This is a genomic window from Methylobacterium variabile, from assembly GCF_001043975.1.
Classification (GTDB): domain Bacteria; phylum Pseudomonadota; class Alphaproteobacteria; order Rhizobiales; family Beijerinckiaceae; genus Methylobacterium; species Methylobacterium variabile.
The window spans coordinates 16,303-31,364 of sequence record NZ_LABY01000156.1; the positions used below are offsets into that span (position 1 = coordinate 16,303).

The 15,062-nt window shown below is 70.5% G+C and carries 14 protein-coding genes; 3 read left to right on the forward strand and 11 right to left on the reverse strand.

The window, feature by feature from the left end:
* Nucleotides 1–133: 133 nt before the first annotated feature.
* Nucleotides 134–2,560 (forward strand): DNA topoisomerase (ATP-hydrolyzing) subunit B, encoded by a 2,427-nt coding sequence (gene gyrB / locus VQ02_RS21235; RefSeq protein WP_048446214.1) that lies wholly within the window; start codon nt 134–136, stop codon nt 2,558–2,560.
* 229 nt (nt 2,561–2,789) lie between these two features.
* A complete protein-coding gene (locus VQ02_RS21240) occupies nt 2,790–3,767 on the forward strand; it encodes a phosphoribosylaminoimidazolesuccinocarboxamide synthase (protein WP_048446226.1) in 978 nt (325 codons plus the stop codon).
* 462 nt (nt 3,768–4,229) lie between these two features.
* Here VQ02_RS21240 and VQ02_RS21245 read toward each other — a convergent pair whose 3' ends face one another.
* The 3 genes from VQ02_RS21245 to VQ02_RS21255 form a co-directional block, all read right to left on the reverse strand.
* Entirely contained in the window at nt 4,230–4,538 is a 309-nt protein-coding gene (locus VQ02_RS21245; protein WP_083469349.1) for a phage holin family protein, read from the reverse strand.
* Nucleotides 4,539–4,637: 99 nt separating this feature from the next.
* Nucleotides 4,638–5,123, reverse strand: a complete 486-nt coding sequence (locus tag VQ02_RS21250; RefSeq protein WP_048446216.1) for a nuclear transport factor 2 family protein — start codon at nt 5,121–5,123, stop codon at nt 4,638–4,640.
* Nucleotides 5,124–5,684: 561 nt separating this feature from the next.
* On the reverse strand, nt 5,685–5,966 hold the full coding sequence (locus VQ02_RS21255) for a hypothetical protein (RefSeq protein ID WP_053080485.1): 282 nt from the start codon (nt 5,964–5,966) through the stop codon (nt 5,685–5,687).
* A 490-nt stretch (nt 5,967–6,456) separates the two neighbouring features.
* Here VQ02_RS21255 and VQ02_RS37390 point away from each other — a divergent pair, with 490 nt between their 5' ends.
* On the forward strand, nt 6,457–6,621 hold the full coding sequence (locus VQ02_RS37390) for a hypothetical protein (RefSeq protein WP_157080739.1): 165 nt from the start codon (nt 6,457–6,459) through the stop codon (nt 6,619–6,621).
* Between the two features lie 974 nt (nt 6,622–7,595).
* On the opposite strand, the gene lpdA is transcribed toward VQ02_RS37390, so the two are convergent.
* The 8 genes from lpdA to VQ02_RS21300 all read right to left on the reverse strand — a co-directional run bounded on the left by lpdA (nt 7,596) and on the right by VQ02_RS21300 (nt 14,900).
* On the reverse strand, nt 7,596–9,035 hold the full coding sequence (gene lpdA, locus VQ02_RS21265) for a dihydrolipoyl dehydrogenase (RefSeq protein WP_048446218.1): 1,440 nt from the start codon (nt 9,033–9,035) through the stop codon (nt 7,596–7,598).
* A complete protein-coding gene (locus VQ02_RS21270) occupies nt 9,036–9,431 on the reverse strand; it encodes an endonuclease domain-containing protein (RefSeq protein ID WP_280818958.1) in 396 nt (131 codons plus the stop codon).
* 71 nt (nt 9,432–9,502) lie between these two features.
* On the reverse strand, nt 9,503–10,975 hold the full coding sequence (locus VQ02_RS21275) for a pyruvate dehydrogenase complex dihydrolipoamide acetyltransferase (RefSeq protein ID WP_048446220.1): 1,473 nt from the start codon (nt 10,973–10,975) through the stop codon (nt 9,503–9,505).
* Nucleotides 10,976–10,979: 4 nt separating this feature from the next.
* Nucleotides 10,980–11,588: a Uma2 family endonuclease gene (locus VQ02_RS21280; RefSeq protein WP_048446221.1), complete on the reverse strand. Its 609-nt coding sequence runs from the start codon at nt 11,586–11,588 to the stop codon at nt 10,980–10,982.
* 8 nt (nt 11,589–11,596) lie between these two features.
* Nucleotides 11,597–11,881, reverse strand: a complete 285-nt coding sequence (locus VQ02_RS21285; protein ID WP_048446222.1) for a DUF5076 domain-containing protein — start codon at nt 11,879–11,881, stop codon at nt 11,597–11,599.
* Between the two features lie 20 nt (nt 11,882–11,901).
* Nucleotides 11,902–13,359, reverse strand: a complete 1,458-nt coding sequence (locus VQ02_RS21290) for a pyruvate dehydrogenase complex E1 component subunit beta (RefSeq protein ID WP_048446223.1) — start codon at nt 13,357–13,359, stop codon at nt 11,902–11,904.
* A gap of 87 nt (nt 13,360–13,446) precedes the next feature.
* On the reverse strand, nt 13,447–14,490 hold the full coding sequence (gene pdhA, locus VQ02_RS21295) for a pyruvate dehydrogenase (acetyl-transferring) E1 component subunit alpha (RefSeq protein WP_048446224.1): 1,044 nt from the start codon (nt 14,488–14,490) through the stop codon (nt 13,447–13,449).
* Nucleotides 14,491–14,588: 98 nt separating this feature from the next.
* Nucleotides 14,589–14,900 (reverse strand): FtsB family cell division protein, encoded by a 312-nt coding sequence (locus VQ02_RS21300; RefSeq protein WP_048446225.1) that lies wholly within the window; start codon nt 14,898–14,900, stop codon nt 14,589–14,591.
* Nucleotides 14,901–15,062: the final 162 nt, after the last annotated feature.

Below are 15,062 nucleotides of genomic sequence, written 5' to 3' on the forward strand. Positions count from 1 at the left end.
ACATGCCGGATCGTGGCCACCACGGCCCGGGATCCTTGAGACACGAAGAGACCCAGACGGTGCCGGATCTCGAACCGGCGCCGGCGCGGGCCGCGCACCCCGCGACGCGCGCCCGCCCGCACCAGGAAACGACATGGCCGAACCCGCCCGCGATCTGACCCCCGACACCTACGGCGCCGACTCGATCAAGGTCCTCAAGGGCCTCGACGCGGTGCGCAAGCGGCCGGGCATGTATATCGGCGACACCGACGACGGCTCGGGCCTGCACCACATGGTGTACGAGGTCGTCGACAACGCCATCGACGAGGCGCTGGCCGGCCACGCGACGCTCGTCACCGTCACCCTCAACCCGGACGGCTCGTGCACGGTCTCCGACAACGGCCGCGGCATCCCGACCGACATCCACCCGGAGGAGGGCGTCTCGGCGGCCGAGGTCATCATGACCCAGCTGCACGCCGGCGGTAAGTTCGACCAGAACTCCTACAAGGTCTCGGGCGGCCTGCACGGCGTCGGCGTCTCGGTGGTGAACGCCCTCTCGACCTGGCTGCGCCTGCGCATCTGGCGCGCCGGCCAGGAGCACGCGATGGAGTTCCGCCACGGCGACGCGGTCTCGCCGCTCGCGGTGGTCGGCCCGGCCGGCGACCGGCGCGGCACCGAGGTGACGTTCCTGCCCTCCACCGACACGTTCACGATGGTCGAGTTCGACTACGCGACGCTGGAGAAGCGCCTGCGCGAGCTCGCCTTCCTCAATTCCGGCGTGCGCATCGTGCTCACCGACGCCCGCCACGCCGAGCACAAGCGCGAGGAGCTGGTCTACGAGGGCGGCGTCGAGGCCTTCGTGCGCTACCTCGACCGGACCAAGACCCCGCTGGTCGACAAGCCGGTGGTGGTGCGCGCCGAGCGCGACGGCATCGGCGTCGAGGTCGCCCTGTGGTGGAACGACAGCTACCACGAGACGGTGCTGCCCTTCACTAACAACATCCCGCAGCGCGACGGCGGCACCCACATGGCGGGTTTCCGGGCGGCGCTCACCCGCCAGGTCACCGGCTACGCCGAGTCCTCCGGCATCGCCAAGCGCGAGAAGGTCTCGCTCACCGGCGACGATTGCCGCGAGGGCCTGACCGCGATCATCTCGGTCAAGGTGCCGGACCCCAAGTTCTCGTCGCAGACCAAGGACAAGCTGGTCTCGTCCGAGGTGCGCCCCGTCGTCGAGAACGTCCTCAACGAGGGCCTGTCGAACTGGCTCGAGGAGCACCCCGCCGAGGCCAAGACCATCGTCGGCAAGGTGGCGGAGGCGGCGGCCGCCCGCGAGGCCGCCCGCAAGGCCCGCGAGCTCACCCGCCGCAAGGGGGCGCTCGACATCGCCTCGCTCCCCGGCAAGCTCGCCGATTGCCAGGAGCGCGACCCATCGAAATGCGAGATCCTGCTGGTCGAGGGCGACTCGGCCGGCGGATCGGCCAAGCAGGGCCGCGACCGGACGTTCCAGGCGGTTCTGCCGCTTCGCGGCAAGATCCTCAACGTCGAGCGGGCGCGCTTCGACAAGATGCTGTCGAGCCAGGAGATCGGCACGCTGATCACCGCGCTCGGCACCGGCATCGGCCGCGAGGAGTTCAACCCCGACAAGCTGCGCTACCACCGCATCATCATCATGACCGATGCGGACGTCGACGGCTCGCACATCCGCACGCTGCTGCTGACGTTCTTCTTCCGCCAGATGCCGGAGCTGATCGACCGCGGCCACCTCTACATCGCCCAGCCGCCGCTCTACAAAGCCCAGAAGGGCAAGACCGCGATCTACCTCAAGGACGACCGGGCGCTCGAGGACTACCTGATCGACGGCGGCGTCGACGGGGCGGTGCTCAAGCTCGCCACCGGCACCGAGTTCGGCGGCGCCCAGCTCAAGGCCCTGGTCGACGAGGCCCGCGGCGTGCGCCAAGTCCTGCACGGCATGCATTCGCGCTACGACCGCGTCGTGGTCGAGCAGGCGGCGATCGCCGGGGCCTTGCGCCCCTCGGTGGCCGGCAACCCGGCCGAGGCCGAGGTGGTGGCCGACGAGATCGCCCGGCGCCTCAACGCCATCGCGGACGAGATCGAGCGCGGCTGGGAGGGCGAGGCGAAGGACGGCGGTTACGTGTTGTCGCGGACGCTGCGCGGCGTGCGCCAGGTCGCGGTGCTCGACGAGGCCCTGATCCACTCGCAGGAGGCGCGCCGCCTCGACGAGCGGGCCGAGACCCTGAGCGAGATCTACGGCGCCCCCGTCACCCTGGTGCGCCGGGGCGACGCGACGGTGCTGCACGGCCCGGTCGCCCTGTTCGAGGGCATGATGGCGCTCGGCCGCAAGGGCCTGCAGTTGCAGCGCTACAAGGGCCTCGGTGAGATGACCGCCCAGCAGCTCTGGGAGACCACCCTCGACCGCGACGTGCGCTCGCTCCTCCAGGTGAAGGTCAAGGACACGACCGACGCCGACGACCTGTTCGTCAAGCTGATGGGCGACGTGGTCGAGCCGCGCCGGGAGTTCATCCAGGAGAACGCGCTGAACGTGGCCAATCTCGACGTGTGAGCGCGTTCGACAGCATCTACCCCGATTGAAACCCCCCGCATCATTCCGGGCTCCGCTCTCGCGGCTCCGGAGTGACGCGGTGGGTTTCAGCTTCGTCGAGCCGGTCGAACAGACCCGTTTTGCTGCGGAGCGGGGAGAGGTATCGCCCACCGCTTGATCGGGAACCGGAACCGACGATAGGCAGGGCCGCAAGCGCGCGGGTCCCGGGGCGCGAACGCGGAGTATGATCATGCAGGCGGCCGAGCTCGCGCCCTTTTCCGACTACGTCCTGCCCGAGGCGACCCTGCCGGAGCTGCCGGGACATTACCGCGGCAAGGTGCGGGACAATTACGACCTGGCCGACGGGCGGCGCATCCTGATCACCAGCGATCGGCTGAGCGCCTTCGACCGGGAGCTGGCGGCGATCCCGCTCAAGGGCCAGGTCCTGACCCAGACCGCGCGCTACTGGTTCGAGGCGACGCGCGACATCTGCGACAACCACGTCCTCGCCTACCCGGACCCGAACGTGGTGGTCGGCCGGCGGCTCACGATCCTGCCGGTCGAGATCGTGGTGCGCGGCTACCTCGCCGGCAGCACCGGGACCTCGATCCTGACCCTCTACAAGGCCGGTCAGCGGGAGATGTACGGCCACCGGCTGCCGGACGGGATGCGCCCGCACGAGAAGCTGCCGCAACCGATCATCACGCCGACCACCAAGGCTGGCCACGGCGACCACGACGCGCCGCTCTCCGAAGCCGAGATCCTGGAGCGGGGGCTGCTGACGCAAGACCAGTGGCGCACCCTGTCGGAGAAGGCGCTGGCCCTGTTCGCCCGCGGCCAGGCGATGGCGGCGGAGCGCGGCCTGATCCTCGCCGACACCAAGTACGAGTTCGGCCTTGATGCCGAGGGGCGGATCGTGCTCGCCGACGAGATCCACACCCCCGACAGCAGCCGCTACTGGTTCGCGCAAAGCTACCCCGAGCGCCTAGCGGCCGGCACCCTGCCGGAGAGCTTCGACAAGGACGTGGTGCGCAACTGGGTCGCGGCGCGCTGCGATCCCTACCGCGACCCCGTCCCGGAGATCCCGCCCGAGGTCGTGCTGCGCACCGCCGCCACTTATGTCAGCGCCTTCGAGACCATCACGGGCGAGCGCTTCCCCCTGCCGGACACGACGGAGCCACCGCTCGACCGCATCCGCCGCAACATCGCGGCCTACCTCTCGCGATAGGACGCGCATCTCCGCTCGATCCTGGATCGCCGGGGATCCGGGAGCCGTTCTGGCCGCCGTGGCGCGTCCCGAAGCCGGTCGCGCACGGCGAAACCCGCACCATAATGCCGAGTCCTGCCACGGCGCACGATAATGCTTGTCAGAATCGAGGCGCCTCGGGTATGAGCGCGCAACAGAAAAAAGGCCGCCCTTGCGAGGCGGCCCGAAGTCTAGGGAGGAAACGCCCAAAGAGGGCTGCACCGCCGCGACGCCATCGCTGCGGTGCAAAAACGTTTTCTCATGTTGCGGCGCACAACGCAATCGGCCGCTCCGCGGAACGGCCATGCTTGCGGCGCATGCCCGAGGCCGATCCCATCTCCATGGTCGCCCGCGCAGCGCTCCGGACGATCCACGGTCCAGGCGCAGCGCCCGGCAGGCAGCGCCCTTCGCCCTGGCGCGCCGGCCTTCCCCGTCGGCTGAGGGCTACCGCCGCAGGTCCATCTTCCGCAGGCCCCAGCGCGTGAGCAGGGCAGCCGCCAGGGCGAAGGGCGCCGCCCCGATCACCGCGGCGAGCGCCTCAGAGCCGAGCAGCGTGCCGAGGCCCTTCACGGCGGCCATCAGCAGCAGGAAGCCGCTGACGCAGGCGAGGAGCACGATCGTCCCGCCCCACAGGGTCCAGCCGGAGACGACGCGGGCGATCCGGTCGACCTCGCCGGAGAACAGCGCGATCTCCTTGACGGCCAGCGTGCTCGCGAGGCGGACGGCCTCGGCGACCAGCCTGATCGTGCTCACCTGCCGGTCGGACCGCACCGCCCATGCTCCCGCTGCGCCACCGCCCGATACCGCGGCGGCGAGCGGAAACGCCCGAGCTTGGCCGTCGTTCCCGGGCGATCAGGCCGGCTTGAGCGGGCAGCTCTGGCGGCCGAGCAGCCGCCAGTTGCCGCCATCCTTGAGCCAGACCTGCAGCACCGCGATGTAGGAGCGGCCGGTCTCGCCGTTGGGCAGGATGTCGGCACCGTCCCAGACGTGGCGGACGAGGGCATTGTCGCCGACGACCTGGATCCACTGCTCCGAGAACACCAGCGACTTGTAGTTGGTCTTGCCGGCGAGGCTGGCGATGAACTGGGGCTTGGTCTCGATCTTGCGGCCGCTCGAGTGGCCGTAGCTGAGCTGCGGATGGGTGAGGGCGTCGAGGGCCTTGGCGTCGCCCTCCACGATCGCGACGCGCAGGGTCTCGAGCTGCCGGGCCACCGCCTCGCTCTCGTCCGCGGCGAGCGCCGTCCCCGCTCCGGCCGCGATCGCCGGCGCGGCGAGGCCCGCCGTCAGGCCCGCCAGCAGGATCCGTCGCGAACAGGTCTCCGTCTGCCTCTCCACCATGGCTCTCCTCCCGTTCGTGTGGTCGCCGGCAGGGCGATCCCGCCGGCGCCGCGCCGTCTCGCGCTGTTCGAGCTTAGCCCGGGGACCAACCGCCCGTCACCGGCCCTGCATGCATTTCCGGCGGTACGCGACCCGCATCGCCCGCACCTCCTCGGCCCGCACGACCGCCCCTCGGCCGCCTCCGCCTCCGAGCATCGACGCCTCGGACCGGCACTTCGACGCGAGCGACGTGTCGCCCGGTGCAGGAACGAAATACGGCGACCGCGCCCGGGCCGGCGCAGCAATCAGACACGAACAAGAAAAGCATGCAACAGAAACGAGCAACGTGAGCGCAGAAGATGTCCGCATGGCACTGCTCCGGGGCGCGACGATTGCGCCACGACGGAGACTATCACAGTGAATGCGCGCCGTAACTCTTCGCCACTTCGGATCGACTCGGGCGAAGTCCGCAGAGGGCACCGGCACCCGGCGTCCCGGATGCCGTGCGAACGATCGGGCGGCGGGCCCTACGGATCGCCCCGCCGGCGGTCGCGCTGGCGGGGCGGCGGCCCGCGAAAACCCCTACCGCCCGTAACGGGCAGCCCCCATGGTGTCCGGGCTCGCCGCGGCGGTGCGCGCCGCATCCAGCACTCCCTGGCAGGGCGTGCTGATGCGGGCGTAGTTCCGGCGCAGGCAGAGCTCGATGCGCCGCGTGTTGGGCACGTCGCCTGCGCACAGCGTCATGGCGTCGGTCATGCAGGCCAGGCGCTGCTGCTCGGTGCCCTGGGCGCCCGCCGGCCCGGCGGGCGCGAGGAGCGCGACGGTTCCGGCCGCGGCCGTCAGGATGGCGCGGGTCAACGACATCGATAATCCACCTCTCCGGCTCGTTCGACCGGTCAACGCCAAGCCCGGCCGCCGGTTCGCCGGATGGCAGGGCTGCGCTGCCTGAAGGGCAGGTCCGGGGGCGGGAACCCGCGGGCCCGGGCCCACGTTGCCGGACCAGCAGCGGATTCCCCAATCCCCCACGCCAGCTCGCCCGCCAAGGTCCTAACCCTCCGGCGGGCGTTCTGCCGTCTGGACGCCCCTCCGCCGGCTTGCCGGTTTTTCCCCTCCGGCCGGCGCCGTGCTACCGCCCTCGCGTTGCATCGAGCATCGCCCCGCGATCTCGCGCGCGACAGGCAGGCCGGGCCGGCGCAGTCTGAACAGCTTCCCGCTGCGCCCTGGCCTGCCGCAGGATCGACCTGAATTTTCCATCGGTTGCATCGACGTTTTTACGGGTTGTACACCCTGATTCGCCAGCGCCGCGAACCTCGACCGATCGAAGCGCTTGTCCCTGCGGAGAACGGAGGGGCCGATGGCCATCATCTCGGCAGCATCGATCGGGAGCGGCATGGCGGTCGGCGCGTGGCTGGTGGACGGACCCTTGCCTGACGTCCTCCTCGGCGTGACCCTCGTCGGCGGCTTGGGCGGCCTCTGTGCCCGCTGCGTACTGTCCCTGGCAGGCCGCGCCCGCGCTTGAGAGCGTCGGCCTCCGGTCCCTGAGGCGAGGCCCCCGGTCGAGCGCACCATCGGCCCGGTCCCGCTTTCGGCGATACCGTTAAGCTGCCCTTCACCAGCCGCCGCCGGAGAAGCGAACCAGAACGGGCATTGACGGCTTTCCCTGGCGCACAAGGGAGAGCCAAGGTTGTTCTTCATCATGACAGCGGGAGTGGCGGGCGCCCTCGTGGCCGGTGCCTGGCTGCTCCCGCAAGAGCCCTCTCAATGGGTGACGGCTTCGATGTTCGCCGGCGCCGGCGCAGGGATACTGCTGGCCCGCCTGGCCTTGCGCCTATGGGACCGGGACTCACGCCGGCCGGACGCCGGTGCCGCCCCGCTCCAACTTGGAGCGAGGCCTCAGGCCGCCCCCACCGCATCCGGCAGCCCGGACGACGAGTGGTACAGCTCACGGCCGAGCCGGCAGAGGCGCAGCGGGCCGCGATGGCAGCTCCAGGAGAATGACGCCTGAGCGGACCGCATCGCGCAATTCTGCTCAGGCGTTCGTTTCTGCCTCGTCCGAACCGGTGACCACTCCGTCACCGGTCGGGGATGCCTCTGAGCATCGTCGGCCTCCGCCTGGAGCGGCGCCCGCCCGGCCCTCGTCCTACGGTGGGCGCTCCGCCGTCCCGGTGGACACGGGGTGGGCCAGCCGTCGCTTCCGTGCGCCATCGCACATCTCCGACGTCCCGTTGATCGTTAGACCATCACCACGCCCGCAGGCTCCGGCCTGCGCCGGCTCGGCGGCAGCCTGGTGCCCGTGTCATGCCCCCTCCGGGAGCCGGGCTGCCGCCTCTTCGTCCCTGCCGCCGTCCCGTTTGCCGCGCCAAAGCCGCCTTCCTCCGCCGCGCTCCCCTCGATGCGAGGGGCGTCGCGCCGGCTCAGGCCCGCCGCGGCCTCCTCACGAGCCACCCGCGGCCAGCGCCCTCTCTCACAGGATGTTCCGGCTTCCCTGCCGGACTACGCGTGGATCACCCGCCCATACGCATCGAGCACGCTCTCGTGCATCATCTCCGACAGGGTCGGGTGCGGGAAGACCGTGTGCATCAGCTCTTCCTCGGTGGTCTCGAGGGTCATCGCCACGACGTAGCCCTGGATCAGCTCCGTCACCTCGGCCCCGACCATGTGGGCGCCCAGCAGCTGGCCGGTCTTGCGGTCGAAGATCGTCTTCACCAGCCCGTCGGGCTCGCCGAGCGCGATCGCCTTGCCGTTGCCCGCGAAGGGGAAGCGGCCGACCCGCACGTCGAATCCCTGCTCCTTGGCCTTCGCCTCGGTGAGGCCGACCGAGGCGATCTGCGGCTGGCAGTAGGTGCAGCCCGGGATCTTGCCCTTGTCCATCGGGTGGGTGTGCAGGCCCTTGATGGTCTCGACGCAGATCACGCCCTCGTGCTCGGCCTTGTGGGCCAGCATCGGCGGACCGGCGACGTCGCCGATGGCGTAGATCCCCGGCACGTTGGTGCGCCCGAGCCCGTCGGTGGCGACGATGCCGCGCTCGATGGTGACGCCGAGCTTCTCGAGCCCGAGATTCTCGATGTTGCCGACGACGCCGACCGCCGAGATCAGCTTCTCCGCCGTGATCTCCTGCGTCTTGCCGCCCTCGGCCTCGATCGTGGCGGTGACCGCGTCGCCGCCCTTCACGACCTTGGTCACCTTGGCGCCGGTGAGGATCTTGATGCCCTGCTTCTCGAAGCGCTTGCGGGCATGGGCTGCGATCTCATGGTCCTCCACCGGCAGGATCTGCGGCAGGAGCTCGACCACCGTCACCTCGGCCCCCATGGTGCGGTAGAACGAGGCGAACTCGATGCCGATCGCGCCCGAGCCCATCACCAGCAGGCTCTTGGGCATTTTTTCCGGGACCATGGCCTCGTAGTAGGTCCAGATCTGCTTCCTGTCCGGCTCGATGCCCGGAATCGCCCGCGGCCGGGCGCCGGTCGCCACGACGATGTGCTTGGCCTGGTAGGTGCCCGCGGCCTTGGTGCCCTTCGGCGCCTCGGCGCGCTTCGTCTCCTTGACCTGGACCCGGCCGGGCTCGTTGCCCTTCGGCGCCGCCTCGATCGCGGCCTCGCCCCAGATCACGTCGACCTTGTTCTTCTTCAAGAGCATGCCGACGCCGCCGTTGAGCCGGCCCGAGACGCCGCGCGAGCGCTTGACGATGGCAGCAACGTCGAAGCCGACATTGTCCGCCGACAGGCCGTAATCCTTGGCGTGCTGCATGTAATGGTAGATCTCGGCCGAGCGCAGCAGCGCCTTCGTCGGGATGCAGCCCCAGTTGAGGCAGATGCCGCCCAGGTGCTCGCGGTCCACCACCGCCGTCTTGAAGCCGAGCTGCGCGGCCCGGATCGCCGCCACGTAGCCGCCGGGGCCGGCGCCGATGATGAGGACGTCGTAGGTGTCGGACATTCAGGTCTCCGGGGAGGGCGGGGCGGCGGCGAGGGCCGCCATGATCGTGTCGAGCGTGCCGTCGCTCGCGCGCATTGCGTCGGCATTGGAGAAGGGCAGGACCCGGACGCCGCGCGCCTCGCGAGCGGCCGTGCGCGCGGCGTCGTAGGCCCGCTGACCGGGGCCGTGCTGGCCGCCCTCGACCTCGCCGATCGGCTGCGCGCCGGGACAGCAGAAATCGGCGGCGTAGGGTCCGAGCGCGACCTGCCGACGGAAACCGAAGCCCTCGACCGGCAATCGCTGGCGCAGATGCCACCACAGGCGCGTCTCCGCCGGGGTGAGGGAGTGCCGCATGACCTCGGCGCGTGCCCGGGCTCGCGGTGATGCCGACCGATCGGGCGATCCGTTCCAGGGCACCAGCAGTCCCTTCTCTCGATCGGCAATCAGGCAGGGCGCCGTCCCCTCCCCACAAGGGGGAGGGGACAGTGCTAGACCAGCATCCCCATCGGGCTCTCGATCAGGCCCTTGAAGGCCGCGAGCAGCTCGGCGCCGAGCGCCCCGTCGACCACCCGGTGGTCGCAGGAGAGCGTCACTGTCATCGCCTGGACCACGGCCGGGGCGCCGTTCTTGGCCACCACCCGGGCCTCGCCGGCGCCGACCGCCAGGATGGTGCCGTGGGGCGGGTTGATGACCGCGCCGAACGACTTGATGCCGAACATGCCGAGGTTCGACACCGCGGTGGTGCCGCCCTGGTACTCCTCAGGCTTGAGCTTCTTGGTGCGGGCGCGGGCGGCCAAGTCCTTCATCTCGGCCGAGATGGTCGAGAGGGTCTTCTGCTCCGCCTTTCGGATCACCGGGGTGAACAGCCCGCCCTCGATCGCCACCGCGACGCCGACGTCCGAGTGGCGGAAGCGCAGGATCCGGTCCTCGGCCCAGACGGAATTCGCCGCCGGCACCCGCTGGAGCGCCAGCGCCAGCGCCTTGATGACGAAGTCGTTGACCGAGAGCTTGAAGGCCGGCTTGCCGTCCTTGTCCTTGGTCGCCCCCGCATTGACCTGCTCGCGAAGGCTGAGCAGCGCGTCGAGCTCGACGTCGAGGGAGAGGTAGAAGTGCGGGACGGTCTGCTTCGACTCGACCAGGCGCTTGGCGATGGTCTTGCGCATGCCGTCGAGGGGCACCTCCTCGAAGGAGCCCGGCTCGAACATCCCCATCACCTGCTTGGCCGAGAGGCCGGAGGGCGGAGCGGCGGCAGCGGGCTTGGCCGGCGCTCCCTGGTCGGGCTTCGCGTCGGGGGCGGACTTGGCGGGCTTCGCCTCCTCGGCGGACCGGGCCGCCGGCTTGGCCGTGCCGCCCTCCAGGGCCGCGCGGACGTCGCGCTCGATGATCCGGCCGTGCGGGCCCGAGCCCGTCACCGCGCCGAGGTCGAGGCCTTCCTGCTTGGCGATGCGGCGGGCGAGCGGCGAGGCGAACAGGCGGCCGCCGGCCGGCTGCCCGGCCGCGCCGTTCGGCTTGCCGGCGGACTTGTCGCCCGCCGGTCGCGCGCCCTCCGGCGCGGTGTCGACCCGCTCGTAGGACATCGTGCCGCCGCCGGGCGTCTCGTTGCCCGCGGGCGCCTGGGGCTTCCCGCTCTCGGCCCTGCCGGCCGCGGGCTTCTCGGCCGGCGCCTCCGCCTTCTTCTCCTGCCCGTTGCCGCCGGCCTGCACGCTCGCCGGATCCTCGCCCTCCTCGGCGATGAGGGCGATCAGGTCGTTGACCGGCACGTCGGCGGTGCCCTCCGGCACCACGATCTTGGCGAGCACGCCCTCGTCGACCGCCTCGACCTCCATGGTCGCCTTGTCGGTCTCGATCTCTGCGAGCACGTCGCCCGACTTGACGGTATCGCCCTCCTTCTTGAGCCACTTGGCGAGGTTGCCCTTCTCCATGGTCGGCGAGAGGGCGGGCATCAGGACGTTGATCGGCATGGATTCAGGTCTCGGCGGGAGGAGGGGCGGCCGGATCGTCAGGAGGCAAAGCCTCGATAGGGAACAGATCGTCGAGCGGGAACGGAACGGCATCGAAGGGTGGCAGGACCACCTCCTCGCCGCGCTCCACGGTGCCGAGGAGCAGCCAGCGGTCGCCGACGAGCACGAAGCCCTCGAGCACGCCAATGGCGGGATCGAGCAGCCAGAGGTGACCGACACCGAACTCGGCGTAGATCCGCCGCTTCGGCCCGCGGTCGAGCCGGGTGGTGGAAGGGGATAGGATCTCGCAGACCCAGTCGGGCGACGTCTCGATGAAGGCGGTCTTCGGAATGGCCGGCAGGCGTTCGAGGCGCCAGCCGGCGAGGTCGGGCACGACCACGTGCGACCCGAGATGAAGCTCGGGCTCGATCATGAAGATCCAGCCGCCCGGACCACCGCGCCCACGGGAGAACGGGCGATCCAGCTCACCCGAGAGCCGCGCCGACGCAATGCTGTGCAGCGGCCGCGGCCGCGGATGGGTCTCCAGCACCCCGTCGACGATCTCGGCCACGAGGTGGTCCGGCACCGCCTCGAGGTCGGCGTAGGTGGCCCTGCGCGGCGCGGCCTCGGCCATGAGGAGGCTCAGTTGAAGCTCTCGGGATCGAGGCTCTCGGCCTCCATCCCGGCGCGGATGCGCGCGAAGGCCTCCTCCTCGGAGATCTCGGTCTCCCGGGCGTAGACCCGCGCCGCCTGGCGGGCGAGGTCGATCAGCAGGCGGCCCCAGGTGGCCGGATCCTCGAACGAGCGGCGCAGCGCGAAGCTCACCGCGCCGTCGACCACGGCGGCACGCAGCACCTCGATGCCGCCGTGCTCCTGCGCGTCGGGCGGGACGCCCAGGGCCTCGAAGCGGGGATCGTCCTCTGCCATGGGATCCTCCGGCCTGCCGCTCACCGGTAGCAGACGGCCTTGGCCGCCTCGATCACCTCGGCGACGTTCGGCAGGGCGAGCTTCTCCAGGTTGGCGGCGTAGGGCATCGGCACGTCCTTGCCGGTGATGCGCAGGACCGGGGCGTCGAGGTAGTCGAAGGCGTCGACCATCAGGCGCGCGGCGATCTCGGCGCCGACGCCGGATTGCGGGAAACCTTCCTCGACGGTGACGCAGCGGCCGGTCTTCTTCACCGATTCCACCACCGTCTCTGAATCCATCGGCCGGATGGTGCGCAGGTCGATCACCTCGGCGCTGATCCCGGCCTCGGCGAGCTCGTGGGCGGCCTTGAGGGCGTAGGTCATGCCGATGCCGAACGACACGATGGTGACGTCCTTACCCTCGCGGTGGACCTTGGCCTTGCCGATCGGCACCGTGAAGTCGTCGAGCTTCGGCACCGGGAAGGACTGGCCGTACAGGATCTCGTTCTCGAGAAAGATCACCGGGTTCGGGTCGCGGATGGCGCTCTTCAGCAGGCCCTTCGCGTCCGAGGCGGTGTAGGGCATCACGACCTTCAGGCCCGGCACGTTGGAGTACCAGGCGGCGTAGTCGTGGCTGTGCTGGGCCGCGACCCGGGCCGCCGCGCCGTTGGGGCCGCGAAACACGATCGGGCAGCCGAGCTGCCCGCCCGACATGTAGAGGGTCTTCGCCGCCGAGTTGATGATCTGGTCGATCGCCTGCATGGCGAAGTTGAAGGTCATGAACTCGACGATGGGCTTGAGGCCCGTGAACGCAGCGCCGACGCCGACGCCGGCGAAGCCGTGCTCGGTGATCGGGGTGTCGACGACGCGCTTCGCGCCGAATTCCTGCAAGAGCCCCTGCGTGATCTTGTAGGCGCCCTGATACTCGGCGACCTCCTCGCCCATCACGAACACGTTGTCGTCGCGGCGCATCTCCTCGGCCATCGCGTCGCGCAGGGCCTCGCGGACGGTCTGGGTCACCATCTCGGTGCCCTCCGGGATCTCGGCCATCGCCGGGTCCTGGCCGCGGTTGGTGATCACCGCGGGGGAGGCGGGCTTCTCGACCGGCTTGTCGTCGTCGGTCTTGGCCGCCGGGGCGGGGCGCTCGGCCTGGCCCTCGGCCTGCATGTCGGGGGCCGGCGCCTTCTGGCCCTTCTCGCCCTCGCCCTCGCCCTTGCCGTTGGGCTTGCCCCCGGCCTGGACGCCCTTCGGGTCCTCGCCTTCCTCGGCGAGCACCGCGATCGGCGTGTTGACCGCGACGTTGTCGGTGCCGTCGGCGACCAGGATCTTGGCGAGCACGCCCTCGTCGACCGCCTCGACCTCCATGGTCGCCTTGTCGGTCTCGATCTCGGCCAGGATGTCGCCGGCCTTGACCGGGTCGCCCTCCTTCTTGAGCCACTTCGCGAGCTTGCCCTGCTCCATCGTCGGCGAGAGGGCGGGCATCAGGATGTCGGTCGCCATGGGGTACTCTGTCGATCCGGGAGAGGGGCGGGCGCGGGGGAGCCGTCCGCGCCGCCGCGGACGGCCGGAGGCACCAGAGCCGTGGCGCTAGAGCAGGATGTCGGTCCAGAGCTCGGACGGATCGGGCTCGGGATCGCTGGTGGCGAACTCGGCCGACTCGTTCACGATCTCCCGCACCTTGGCGTCGACCGCCTTGATCTCGTCCTCCGCCACCTTGTGCGGCCCGAGCAGGCGCTTGCGCACCTGCTCGATCGGGTCGGATTCCTCGCGCATGCGGGCGACCTCGTCCTTGGTCCGGTACTTGGCCGGGTCGGACATCGAGTGGCCGCGGTAGCGGTAGGTCTGCATCTCGAGGATGTACGGGCCCTCGCCGTCGCGGGCATGCGCGATCGCCCGCGTCGCCGCCTCGCGCACGGCGCGCACGTCCATGCCGTCGACCTGCTCGCCCGGGATGCCGAAGGAGACGCCGCGCTTCGAGAAGTCGGTCTGGGCCGAGGCCCGCGAGACCGAGGTGCCCATGGCGTAGCGGTTGTTCTCGATCACGTAGACCACGGGCAGCTTCCACAGCTGCGCCATGTTGAAGCTCTCGTAGACCTGGCCCTGGTTGGCCGCGCCGTCGCCCATGTAGGTCAGGCTGACCGCACCGTCGTCGCGGTACTTGTTGGCGAAGCCGATCCCGGTGCCCAGCGACACCTGGGCGCCGACGATGCCGTGGCCGCCGTAAAAATTCTTCTCGCGGGAGAACATGTGCATCGAGCCGCCCTTGCCGCGGGAATAGCCTCCCTTGCGGCCGGTGAGCTCGGCCATCACGCCCTTCGGCTCCATGCCGCAGGCCAGCATGTGGCCGTGGTCGCGGTAGCCGGTGATGACCTGGTCGCCGTCCTTCGAGGCCATCTGGACCCCGATCACCACCGCCTCCTGGCCGATGTAGAGGTGGCAGAACCCGCCAATCAGGCCCATGCCGTAGAGCTGGCCGGCCTTCTCCTCGAAGCGGCGGATCAGCAGCATCTCGCGGTAGGCGTGCAGGTCCTCGTCCCGGCTGAAGGCCGGCACGTTCGAGGCCGAGGGCGGCGGGGCCGCCTTCTCGCGGGTCTTGTCGCTCCCGCGGCGCGCCTCTTTCGCGGCATCCATCGGCACCCTCCCGGCTGCTACCTTTGTGGGAGAGTTCTTAGGGCAGGCGAGGGCGCAAATCGAGCGGTTTGGGACCGAAAGCCGCTGCCGGGATGGGTTCAGGGGTTGATGACGACGACGTCGTTGGGGTGGACGCGGCCGAGCACCACCCGGGCCCGCTCCTCGAGGAGGTCGCGGTCGATCTGGTCGCTGCGCAGCAGCGCCACGCGGCGCTCCCACTCGGCCCGGTCGGCCTTGGTGGCGTCGAGCTCCTGCTGCAGGTTGTAGGCCTGGATCTTCAGGGCCCGCTTGGCCTCGAGGCCGCGATTCCCGCTCTCGGCCTCGTGCAGGAAGTAGCCGACCACGAGGATCGACACGGCGTAGAGGCCGAGCGGCAACAGGACGGCACGGGCGCGGCGACGGACTACCATGCGGGGGAGGATGGGGCGGGAGGGTTAAGGAAGGCTCCAGGGCGCAGGCTCCGGCCCGGTCCGCCGGCGGGCGGCACGCCCGGGGCGGCCCCCGCCGGGGGAAGGGCGTCCACTCGGACGGGCGGGCGACGCGGGGGGCGAAGCCAGGCCAAGACGCCGGGT

Bases quoted from the DNA above. Each gene is read 5' to 3' on its own strand.
- gyrB (WP_048446214.1), top strand. From the start codon at position 134: ATGGCCGAACCCGCCCGCGATCTGACCCCCGACACCTACGGCGCCGAC.
- VQ02_RS21240 (WP_048446226.1), top strand. From the start codon at position 2,790: ATGCAGGCGGCCGAGCTCGCGCCCTTTTCCGACTACGTCCTGCCCGAG.
- VQ02_RS21250 (WP_048446216.1), bottom strand. From the start codon at position 5,123: ATGGTGGAGAGGCAGACGGAGACCTGTTCGCGACGGATCCTGCTGGCG.
- VQ02_RS21255 (WP_053080485.1), bottom strand. From the start codon at position 5,966: ATGTCGTTGACCCGCGCCATCCTGACGGCCGCGGCCGGAACCGTCGCG.
- VQ02_RS37390 (WP_157080739.1), top strand. From the start codon at position 6,457: ATGGCCATCATCTCGGCAGCATCGATCGGGAGCGGCATGGCGGTCGGC.
- lpdA (WP_048446218.1), bottom strand. From the start codon at position 9,035: ATGTCCGACACCTACGACGTCCTCATCATCGGCGCCGGCCCCGGCGGC.
- VQ02_RS21275 (WP_048446220.1), bottom strand. From the start codon at position 10,975: ATGCCGATCAACGTCCTGATGCCCGCCCTCTCGCCGACCATGGAGAAG.
- VQ02_RS21280 (WP_048446221.1), bottom strand. From the start codon at position 11,588: ATGGCCGAGGCCGCGCCGCGCAGGGCCACCTACGCCGACCTCGAGGCG.
- VQ02_RS21285 (WP_048446222.1), bottom strand. From the start codon at position 11,881: ATGGCAGAGGACGATCCCCGCTTCGAGGCCCTGGGCGTCCCGCCCGAC.
- VQ02_RS21290 (WP_048446223.1), bottom strand. From the start codon at position 13,359: ATGGCGACCGACATCCTGATGCCCGCCCTCTCGCCGACGATGGAGCAG.
- pdhA (WP_048446224.1), bottom strand. From the start codon at position 14,490: ATGGATGCCGCGAAAGAGGCGCGCCGCGGGAGCGACAAGACCCGCGAG.
- VQ02_RS21300 (WP_048446225.1), bottom strand. From the start codon at position 14,900: ATGGTAGTCCGTCGCCGCGCCCGTGCCGTCCTGTTGCCGCTCGGCCTC.